At 40.5% G+C, this 10,683-nt stretch carries 11 protein-coding genes; 3 read left to right on the forward strand and 8 right to left on the reverse strand.

Annotation, left to right across the window (positions count from 1 at the left end):
- Nucleotide 1: 1 nt before the first annotated feature.
- The 7 genes from ccoS to ccoN all read right to left on the reverse strand — a co-directional run bounded on the left by ccoS (nucleotide 2) and on the right by ccoN (nucleotide 6,372).
- Nucleotides 2-184: a cbb3-type cytochrome oxidase assembly protein CcoS gene (ccoS, locus tag ACOSVQ_RS06235; protein WP_491981664.1), complete on the reverse strand. Its 183-nt coding sequence runs from the start codon at nucleotides 182-184 to the stop codon at nucleotides 2-4.
- Nucleotides 185-2,560 (reverse strand): heavy metal translocating P-type ATPase, encoded by a 2,376-nt coding sequence (locus ACOSVQ_RS06240; protein WP_491981665.1) that lies wholly within the window; start codon nucleotides 2,558-2,560, stop codon nucleotides 185-187.
- 4 nt (nucleotides 2,561-2,564) lie between these two features.
- Nucleotides 2,565-3,044, reverse strand: coding sequence for a FixH family protein (locus ACOSVQ_RS06245; protein ID WP_491981666.1), 480 nt, complete (start codon nucleotides 3,042-3,044; stop codon nucleotides 2,565-2,567).
- A 98-nt stretch (nucleotides 3,045-3,142) separates the two neighbouring features.
- Nucleotides 3,143-4,120 (reverse strand): cytochrome-c oxidase, cbb3-type subunit III, encoded by a 978-nt coding sequence (gene ccoP / locus ACOSVQ_RS06250; protein WP_491981667.1) that lies wholly within the window; start codon nucleotides 4,118-4,120, stop codon nucleotides 3,143-3,145.
- 7 nt (nucleotides 4,121-4,127) lie between these two features.
- The gene (locus ACOSVQ_RS06255) at nucleotides 4,128-4,298 is read right to left on the reverse strand and encodes a cbb3-type cytochrome oxidase subunit 3 (RefSeq protein WP_491981668.1); all 171 of its coding nucleotides are present in this window, start codon (nucleotides 4,296-4,298) and stop codon (nucleotides 4,128-4,130) included.
- A 12-nt stretch (nucleotides 4,299-4,310) separates the two neighbouring features.
- Nucleotides 4,311-4,931 (reverse strand): cytochrome-c oxidase, cbb3-type subunit II, encoded by a 621-nt coding sequence (gene ccoO / locus ACOSVQ_RS06260; RefSeq protein WP_491981669.1) that lies wholly within the window; start codon nucleotides 4,929-4,931, stop codon nucleotides 4,311-4,313.
- A gap of 13 nt (nucleotides 4,932-4,944) precedes the next feature.
- Nucleotides 4,945-6,372 carry a cytochrome-c oxidase, cbb3-type subunit I gene (ccoN, locus tag ACOSVQ_RS06265; RefSeq protein ID WP_165311362.1) on the reverse strand — a complete coding sequence of 476 codons (1,428 nt, stop codon included), beginning with the start codon at nucleotides 6,370-6,372 and terminating at the stop codon, nucleotides 4,945-4,947.
- A 260-nt stretch (nucleotides 6,373-6,632) separates the two neighbouring features.
- On the opposite strand from ccoN, the gene ACOSVQ_RS06270 reads away from it, so the two are divergent.
- The 3 genes from ACOSVQ_RS06270 to ACOSVQ_RS06280 all read left to right on the forward strand — a co-directional run bounded on the left by ACOSVQ_RS06270 (nucleotide 6,633) and on the right by ACOSVQ_RS06280 (nucleotide 10,014).
- A complete protein-coding gene (locus ACOSVQ_RS06270; protein WP_491981670.1) occupies nucleotides 6,633-6,989 on the forward strand; it encodes a hypothetical protein in 357 nt (118 codons plus the stop codon).
- 113 nt (nucleotides 6,990-7,102) lie between these two features.
- Nucleotides 7,103-8,296 carry an FIST signal transduction protein gene (locus tag ACOSVQ_RS06275; protein ID WP_491981671.1) on the forward strand — a complete coding sequence of 398 codons (1,194 nt, stop codon included), beginning with the start codon at nucleotides 7,103-7,105 and terminating at the stop codon, nucleotides 8,294-8,296.
- Between the two features lie 2 nt (nucleotides 8,297-8,298).
- On the forward strand, nucleotides 8,299-10,014 hold the full coding sequence (locus ACOSVQ_RS06280) for a response regulator (RefSeq protein WP_491981672.1): 1,716 nt from the start codon (nucleotides 8,299-8,301) through the stop codon (nucleotides 10,012-10,014).
- Between the two features lie 110 nt (nucleotides 10,015-10,124).
- On the opposite strand, the gene ACOSVQ_RS06285 is transcribed toward ACOSVQ_RS06280, so the two are convergent.
- Nucleotides 10,125-10,493 (reverse strand): DUF3693 domain-containing protein, encoded by a 369-nt coding sequence (locus tag ACOSVQ_RS06285; RefSeq protein WP_491981683.1) that lies wholly within the window; start codon nucleotides 10,491-10,493, stop codon nucleotides 10,125-10,127.
- Between the last annotated feature and the right edge of the window lie 190 nt (nucleotides 10,494-10,683).

The raw sequence follows: 10,683 nt of genomic DNA on the forward strand, positions 1-10,683 counted from the left end.
GTCACTTTTTGTTTTTCGAATCAGTATTTTTGGGTGTTAGATGATCATCTTCGTCAAATAAGATGTTGTGCCCCTGACGCTCTAAATCTTCAAACTGATCACTTTTTACCGCCCACAAAAAGATTGCCACAGCTACAGCAACAATTACGATGGCAATTGGGATCAAAATATATAGGCTTTCCATTTAGTTATTCTTGTCCTTCAATAATCGAAGAGAATTAGATACTACTATAATCGAACTTGCCGACATACCGACCACTGCAATATAAGGAGCAACAAATCCAGCAACAGCTAGCGGCAAAATAACGACGTTATATCCTAAAGACCAAGCTAAGTTCTGTCTGATGATGCTACGAGCTTTCAGTGCCAGTTCTCTAGCATCGAGCAAGCGATCTAGTTTATCGCCTAGCAAAACCATATCAGCAGATGCCTTTGCAACATCAGTTCCACCGCCCATAGCAACTGACAAATGTGCTCCGGCAAGAGTAGGAGCATCGTTGATGCCGTCGCCAACCATCAATGTTATGTCTTTATCATCTAATGAACGTAGATAGTTCAGTTTATCTTCAGGTTTGGCCTGAGCAATCACTTGGTCCACACCAAGCTCATTTGCAACAGATTGAGCGTTAATTTGAGAATCACCGGTAAGCAATGTTATTCGAATCCCAGCTTCATGGAACTTATCAATAAAGCTCTTTGCTTCTGCTCGAATCGGATCTTGGTAATAAAATGTTGAAACGTGCACAGAATCAATCGCCATATATATTGCATTGTGATCCTTAACATCATCGTTGCTATTCAAAACATAATTTGCGTTGCCAATACGTACGCTATGTTCTTCGTAGATACCTTCAATACCTGAACCAATAATGTTTTTGACATCAGATACCGTTAGATTTTTGAGATAAGGTTTAAACGCGCGTGCAATCGGATGATTTGCATACTGTTCTAGCTGCGCTGCAATAGATAAACATTGCTCTTTCGTCCACAGTTGAGAGTGAATCGCTACGTCGCGAATTTCAATGTTACCGTGCGTTAGTGTGCCAGTCTTATCCAATACGAGATGGTTAACATTACAAAGCGTTTCAAACACATGGTTTTTACGTAGCAATATCCCAAATCCACCTAGTCGAGAGGTTGCACAAGTGATCGCAGTAGGTGTTGCTAATGAAAGCGCACATGGGCAGGTTGCAACAAGTACGGAGAGCATAATCCAGAAAGCATCATCTGGACGAGAACTATGCCAGAAAAGCCATGTACCGAGCGCAATAACGAGAATAATAGCGACGAAATACCTAGCGACAACATCAGCAATTTCAGCAATCTTTGGTTTAGACGATTGGGCGTCGTCTTGAAGACGGACAATATTTGAAATTACAGAATCAGCCTTTGTCGCGGTTACTTCTAGTTCAAAAGATTCATCACCATTAAGTGTTCCAGCATAAACGGCATCACCAACATTTTTCACAACTGGTAGTGATTCTCCGGTTAACATTGATTCGTCAACATGAATTCGGTTAGAAATTACTGCTCCATCGGCAGGAATATGTTCACCAGGTAAGACGCGTATCTTCTCTCCAACTTGAAGAGTTTTAACAGGTGTTTGAGTACCATCAATGCGTGTTGCAATAGCGGGAATCAATTTTAATAAATTACCACTGGCTGCTGCAGCTTTACGTCGCGCTCGCATTTCAAGAAAACGACCAACCAACAAAAAGAAGGTGAACATAGAAATCGACTCAAAAAAGACTTCACCTTTTTGAGTCACAGTAGCAAACAGGCTAGCAACATAAGCAAAAATCAACGCAATAGATACGGGAACATCCATTCCAAGCGTACGACCTTTAATACTTCGCCAAGCATTTACATAAAATGGGAATGCAGAATAGAGAAGCACTGGTGTTGCAAATAACAAACTTACCCAGCGAAAGTAGTTTTTAAACTCGCTATCGAGATCACCAAAGGCTTCCAAATACAAAGCAACAGCCAGCATCATTACTTGCATTGTTGCCAAGCCAGCAATACCAAGACGATAGAGGTACTGTTTCATTGATTGATGATAAAGAGCTTCGTGCTTATCAGCTTCAAACGGAGCTGCTTTGTAGCCCAAATTATGAATTCGCGAAAGAATGTCGCTCAGTTTTACAGATGAGTTATCCCAGCTCAACAAGGCACGATTTGTAGTAGTATTCACTCGGATACCCATTACGCCAGGTTGTTTTACCAGTTGTTTCTCAATTAACCAAGCACATGCAGCACACGAAACCCCTTCAAGTGACAATGTCACCTCTGAATGTTCATCGACATTTCTAACGAACTCAGATTGAACGTCTGAGTTGTCATAATGAATTAACGCTTTTAACTGTTCAGGAACGAGCTCTACTTTGTCTGCGGTTGTTGTTCTGAACTGGTAATAGGAGACAAGTCCACTCTCGATGATAGTTTCCGCAACAGTTTTGCAGCCGGGACAACACATATCCCGTTCTTCGTCGAGAATCGTGACTTTAAAGTTGGTGTTTTCTGGTACATCTTCACCACAGTGGTAACACGCTTTAGTCATATTTTTAGTTCATCAGTTGTGTTGGCGTTGCTGAAGGGAATGTCACTCGACCTTGAACTAACCATTCGCCATTATGTGGCGTTAACTCAATAAACCAAGGGCCTTGCATCTCACTATCACGAGTAATTTTATAATTGCCTTTAGCGTCAGCTGTAATGAGCTGAGTAAAATCTCTATCAGGAAGCGTTCTGTGAGCAAACATAGCTTGAATCGCGGGATAGTGGTCAAGCTTCCCTTTGTTGAACTCAATAATGATATCGCTACCTTTAGAATAAACAGTAGCGCTGAGACCTAAGTCTTTTGCTACATGAATTTTTGACAAATCAACATTAATACCTTTGCCTTTTTTATAGTAATCCTCTGTGACTAAAGAAACTGAGTTATTAGAAAACACGATAACCGTAGCGATTGTCCAAACCACAACTGTAAGCGGAAGGATAATAAGGAACCACGGCCAAAATTGTTTATACCAAGGCTTTACCATAAAAAAGTTCTCTACAACGAAAAAGAAGGGCTTAAGTTAGAAGACTTAAATTTAAGAAAAAAGCAGCCCCTAGAAAAGGGGCTGTTATTAGATTTTTACTATTTATCTGAATTGCTTAGGCTCCAGACATAAGAAGCAACAAGTTGCACTTTGTCTTCACCTAGAATATCAATCCATGCTGGCATTACACCTGAACGGCCGTACATTACTGTTTCTGTTACAGCAGCACGTGAATCACCGAACAGCCAGTCTTGGTCAGTTAGGTCTGGTGCACCTACAGCAGGGTTACCTTTACCATCTGTACCATGACAAGCAGCACATACTACGAAGCGTGCTTTTCCTGCTTCAGCTTCGCGAGCATTTACAGAGCGTCCGCTTAGGCTCAGTGCGTAGCTAACAACTTCAGCTACACCATCTTCACCAAGAGCATCTTTCCATGCTGGCATCTGACCAATGCGACCATGACGAATTGTTGTCACGATTGCATCAGGCTCACCACCGTATAACCACGCGTTATCAGTTAGGTTAGGGAAACCTTTTTGACCGCGAGCATCCGAGCCGTGACACTGAGAACAGTTTTGTAGGAACAAACGTTGTCCAACTTTCAACGCATCAGAATCTGCTGCGATTTCAGTAACAGGACGTAATTCCGAGCCACCGTCTTTGTAAGCTAAGCGCTTGAACGCTTCGCCAAAATACGCATCAGCGTCATCAAGCTCTTTTGCATACTGAACAAGAGTTTTTGTCTCTTGTGCATTAGAAATAGAAGCTTTTGACTCTTCTAAAGAACGTACTTTTTGATCTGAACTCTGCCACCCTAAAACACCTTTAAAGTTACCCAATCCTGGGTAAAGTGTTAAATAGACAGCAGCAAAGATGAACGTACTAACAAATAGATAAGTCCACCACTTAGGCAGCGGGTTGTTGATTTCGCGAATACCATCATACTCGTGGCCCATGTCCGCACCTTCTTCAACACCCATTTTGTCTTTTAGACACCAAACGAGAAGAATTGCGCATCCAAGTAGGGTACCAACCGTAATTACGATGATCCAAAGACTCCAAAATGTAGTCATTACTCAGTCACTCCTTGTTTTTATTAGAGGGTGTTTCTTTTTGTTCATCTGCAAAGACAAGGTTTGCAGCTTCGTCAAAACGCGATTTACGCTTTTTGCCAAACGCCCACCAAACAACGCCGATAAAGCAGACAAACAACGTTATGGTCCAAATACTGTGAATAGTACCGATATCCATAATTACCTCTGTTTATTTCATTGCGTGACCAATAGACTGAAGGTAAGCAATGATGGCATCCATCTCTGTTTTCCCTTCGACATCTTTTGACGCATTCGCTATTTGCTCATCTGTGTATGGTACGCCGAACTGATTGCGGAAAACCTCAAGTTTTGTCTGAGTATTTTTTCCATCCAGCACATTTTCAGCTAACCATGGGAAAGCAGGCATATTTGATTCTGGTACAAGCTCACGTGGATTCATCAGGTGAACACGGTGCCATTCATCAGAATAACGACCGCCAACACGAGCAAGATCAGGACCAGTACGCTTAGAACCCCATAGGAATGGGTGTTCCCATACACTTTCACCGGCTACAGAGTAGTGTCCGTAACGTTCAGTTTCAGAACGGAAAGGACGAACCATTTGGCTGTGACATACGTTACAACCTTCACGGATGTAAATATCACGACCTTCCAACTGCAGCGCAGTATATGGTTTCAGGTTTTCTACTGGCTCAGTAGTTTGCTTTTGGAAAATCAACGGTGTGATTTCAACCAAAGCGCCCCAACTGATGGCGAATACAATCATAATTGCCAACAAACCGACGTTACGTTCGATAATGCCGTGGCGATTATTAGAATCTGAACTCATTCTTTAAATCTCCTTACGCTGGTTGTTGGATAGCTTTTAAGCTGTGGTTCGGAGCAGAGATCGTCTTATAAGTGTTGTATGCCATTAAGAACATACCAGATAAGAAGATGAAGCCACCGATGAAACGTACTGTGTAGAATGGGTACGAAGCCTGAACTGATTCTACAAAGCTATAAGTTAAAGTACCGTCAGAGTTAACTGCACGCCACATCAAGCCTTGCATTACACCAGAGATCCACATCGCAACGATGTACAACACCGTGCCGATTGTCGCTAACCAGAAGTGAGCGTTAATCAGACCAACAGAGTACATACGCTCTTGGTTAAATAGACGTGGGATCAAGTGATAAACAGAACCGATAGAAACCATTGCTACCCAACCCAATGCACCAGAGTGAACGTGACCAATCGTCCAGTCAGTGTAGTGAGAAAGCGCGTTTACAGTCTTAATCGACATCATTGGACCTTCGAAGGTAGACATACCGTAGAAAGACAGAGATACGATTAGGAAACGTAGGATCGGGTCATAACGTAGCTTATGCCAAGCACCAGACAACGTCATGATACCGTTGATCATCCCCCCCCAAGAAGGAGCGAAAAGAACCAACGACATCACCATGCCCAAAGACTGTGTCCAGTCTGGAAGAGCGGTGTAGTGTAGGTGGTGCGGGCCTGCCCAGATATAAAGTGAAATCAATGCCCAGAAGTGAACAATTGATAAACGGTAAGAGTAAACTGGACGTTCTGCTTGCTTAGGTACGAAGTAGTACATCATACCTAGGAAACCGGCTGTCAGTAGGAAACCTACTGCGTTGTGACCATACCACCACTGAACCATAGCATCGACAGCACCTGAATAAATCGAGTATGACTTAGTCATTGATACTGGGATTGCCATACTGTTAACGATATGTAAAACAGCAACGGTAATGATGAAGGCTCCAAAGAACCAGTTTGCTACATATATATGAGAAGTCTTACGTTTAACAAGTGTTCCAAAGAACACCACCGCGTAAGAAACCCATACTAATGCGATAGCAATATCGATAGGCCATTCTAACTCAGCATATTCTTTACCAGAGGTAAAACCTAATGGCAGAGAGATTGCTGCGGATAAAATGATTGCTTGCCATCCCCAAAAGGTAAATGCAACAAGCGGACCACCGAATAAACGAGTTTGACAAGTACGCTGAACAACATAATAAGATGTTGCGAACAGGGCACTGGTACCAAACGCGAATATAACCGCATTAGTATGCAACGGACGGAGACGACTGTACGTCAGCCACGGCGTATCAAAGTTTAGCTGTGGCCAAACTAATTGAGCGGCAATCAAAACACCTACACCCATTCCGACAATACCCCAGAGAATAGTCACTAAGGTAAATTGACGAACGACTGTATAGTTATAGTTTTGTTCAAGCTGCTTTTCTTGGCTCATTTTGCATGCTTCCAATGTCTAATTAACTACACTTTTCTTCCAACACGACAAATGTCGTAATGCCACCCAAATCCACAACAAAATTAAAGTTTTATCAAAACGTTAATAGCTATTGCTGACTTTACGAAAAAGTGGCATTTTCAAGCGGAAAAGTATACTGCAATTAACAATTCAATGACAGTGTAGTAACCTTACCCTTTATCAGGTTTTGCCCTTTTATTTCAAAACTTTGAACTTTGTTACACGAGGAACCCGTTCTAATGGCAGCTGAAAAGCTTACAAAACTCAGACTTGCTCAAATTGTCATCACATTGGTTTTGCTTCTTATCGCTTTCTTTTGGAGAACGATCACATATACAGAGATAAATACTATTATTTGTAATCCACAACCGAATTGTTCTCTATTTGTGAATAACCAAAAAATAACTGTTACAAAAGATGATAAGAAGAATGGAGTGATTGTTGTTTATCCAGTTCAGTCAGATTGGATAATTAATTATGACGGTGATATCTCAAAAAATGACCAGAATTTAGTTTTGTCGCCAAAGGGTAACAACCTTCATACAAGTACTTATTTTATTATTAATAATTCCATAAAGATCCAAATTGAAAACTAGCTTACTTCGTTTAATTTATAAGACTTATGTGACATAGAGAGGAGAGTGACATACGTATATGAATTAATATGGGGTATAAATTAATTCATATTGTCTATGTAAGTAATTCGTAAATGCGACTTAAAACAGCTATATCAAATGAATTAGATGTCAACGCTGCGATCGATTGCATCAAATCTGCTCTGGGCTTTGAAGGCATTAAAGCTCTAGTCTGTTACTACACGGAAGCATACTGTAATCATAACCTTTCTAAAATTCTCACTCAGTTTTTCCCAAATATCCCTATTATCGGATGCTCATCTTGCTGCGGACTGATGACAGATGGCGGCTATCATCTTGGCCCTGTTATAGGTGTTATGGCGATCTATGATGACTCACCATTTAGCGCATACGGAACAGCGACTATCAGTCAATTAAATTGCAGTGATTATATGTCAGCTGTTAGTTCGGCATTAAAGGAAGCTCTTTATAAAGCAAATAGAATCGGTGAAGTACCAGATTTCGTTATTCTTCATGCGACGCCAGGTAATGAAGAACGCATTATAGAGGCAATCGATGAACAATTTGGGACTCAAGTTCCGATTATAGGAGGGAGCGCTGCTGATAATAATATCACCGGCCATTGGTCAGTACTTAATGAACAACATGAATCAAAAGATGCTTTGACAGTTCTTGTTGGCTTTTCATCCATTCCGATTGCAACAGGGCTAAGCGTAGGATACACGCCAACAGAACATTTTGGGTTGGTAACTAAAGCTCGGGGTAGATATATATACACAATTGACAAAAAGCCAGCGAAACAAATCTATCAAGCATGGCTAACGGCACATTCGGGCTTAACTATATTAGACGAGTATCTATTTGACTATATCTCTGAGTTTCCAATCGGAAACGTAGTCGGGCACATCGATAATCAACCTTACTTTAAATTATCACACCCAATTCGCATAACTGATGACGATGCATTGGAGATGTTCTCTGAAAGTAAGGTGGGAGAAACCATCACATTGATGACAGGCTCGAAAAAACATTTGATCGAGCGAGCGTCGAGAGTAATCAAAGATGCAAACACTAAAAATTTCAGTGATTCAGAAATGATTGGTGGCATTCTCATTTTTTGTGCCGGTTCAATGTTGCATTTAGGTGAGCAAATGGCAGATGTGTATGAAAAAATTGCGAAGCAACTGAACGGACGGCCATTTATCTGCCCATTTACTTTTGGCGAACAAGGCAAGCTCGTCGGGGGTGAAAATGCTCACGGCAATTTGATGATTTCATCAGCCATTTTTTACGATTCCGAGCATTAACTATGAAGCAACAATACATAGAACATTTCAATGAGACATTACTCGAGTTAGAACGAAGTAGAGAGCGAGAACGCTCTATAACTGAAGAGAATCGAGTCATTTTGGCAGCTTTGTCAGCACTGAGCCGAGCTGATAACAAATACCAGATATTTGACGAACTCAAAAAAGTACTTAGTCGATATATAAAATTCAGTGATTTTGTAGTGATATCTAAAGGGAAAAATACTAACAACTACTCGACATTTTTAACTTCGAATATCTCATTTACAGGTAAAGAGTGGTTGAATGGCGAAAAATTTCAAAGAGTGCTCAAAGGGGAAAGTATTATCCTTTTTGACCCTATCAATCTTGATGAGTTTAAGAACCTCAACCCTTTTCTTAAAGAACAAATAAATTCAGCACTTATTACTGGTATTAAAACTGAAACCTCGGATTCCGTATTATTGCTACTTGGAAGAAGCAAAGGACAGTTTAACCTTGATATGAAATCAACGTTAACCAGATTCAGACCTCTGTTGGAACGAGCGATTAGCGACATAGAATATAAAGAAGAGCTGCAGAGTCTTGTTGACCTAAAAACCAAAGAATTGTTGGTAGCTCAGCAACAGGCAGAGCAGGCAAACAAATCTAAATCGCAGTTTTTGGCAATGATGAGTCACGAGTTAAGAACACCACTTAACGCCGTTTTAGGGTTGATTGATGTTTTAAGAGATAGTTCCAATACACACCAGTTAGATTTGCTTGAACAAATGGAAAACTCCGCGGAACTTCTACTTGTCATCATCAATGATGTTCTCGATGTAAGTCGTATTGAATCGGGACACTTTAAGCTACAGTGTCACAAAGTGAATTTGTTTCAAAAACTCAACCATGCTCTCGAATATCATCGACAACTCGCCGAAGATAAAGGAATCGAGTTCTGCGTAGATGTAAAACTTTGTCCAGAAAGTGAATACATCATCGATGCTGTCCGCCTTATGCAAATACTGTTTAATGTTGTTGGAAACGCAATAAAATTCACAGAGAAAGGGGTGGTGACGGTCTCACTGTATGACCACGATAGTCAGTTACACATTCAAGTAAACGACACTGGTATTGGAATTGACAGCGCGCGAGTTGAACAATTGTTTTCTCCGTTTATACAAGCTGATAGCTCAAACACTAGAAACTATGGTGGTGCGGGACTCGGATTAACTATAACTAAACACTTGGTTGAATTGATGAAAGGCGCGATAGCAGTCAACAGTACTTTGCATGAAGGAAGTTGCTTTGAAATTACAATTCCGTTAAGCGAAGAAAACCTAAAACATTACAAACACGAGTTCTCAAAGTCTGAAAAGGGAAAAAAGTTAGACAGGGCGTACAATATTTTAGTGGTTGAAGACACCAAAACAAACCAAATGGTAATACAGTTAATGCTTAGCCGTTTAGGTTACAACGTGACGTTAGCAGACAACGGTAAGCAGGCAGTAGAACTAATTAAAAATGAAAAACAGTTTGATCTAATCTTCATGGATATCTCAATGCCAGTAATGGACGGTATTGAGGCTACCAAGAAAATTCGATCTAACAATATCAAAATACCGATCATTGCTTTAACCGCACATACAATGGAAGACGATAAAGAGGAATGTCTCAACGCAGGTATGGATGACTTCATGCTTAAACCGATGCGTATCAATGAAATTTCCAACATTATTGAGAGATTTACATCCTAATAACTACATTTTTAATCAGAGATGATAAATGTAGTTATTAGGTATTTTATGGTAAATGCCAGTTATGTTAAAAACAGCGAGTTAAGGAGATAGTCATTTAAAAACAGTATTTAACATAACATACATAATACGCAGTCATTAATGGATTGTTGAAACACACTATATCCCATAACAATTGCTCCGTAACTCATTGAAAACCTTTGTAATCCATACTTGCTAAACTTTTTTGCCATGCGCTCCCAGACCTCCTTTGAGATCACACTTTTGCTGCGGTCAACGTGACAACCAATGAGTGCCAGTTCTGGGGCTATTTTTGTTTTTTCTGCTAGAAAAATTGCTTGTTCATCAGACATATAGCGCTTTCCTTTACGAAAATCACTGATTCGCTGCTTAGGAATGTCCAAATCCACTGCAATCTGTTGGTCTTGTTCGTAGTTTTGAGCCTTTTTATAGGCTTCAATTAGTAAGTTTTGGTACATCACACATTCTCCATTTTCGTCATTTCAGGCTAAAAATCAGCGTTTTGTGAGTCTTGCATTCACCAATTTTGGTTACTAATCTCTAGCCAATTCTTGACCACTCTGATTATAGGCAGCGATTCGATAAATGCTCAAGCATGCGACCAAGATCTACTACGATTTAATGCCCGATTATTCGGTATCCGTACTT

This window comes from Vibrio sp. HM8-C (assembly GCF_058630515.1).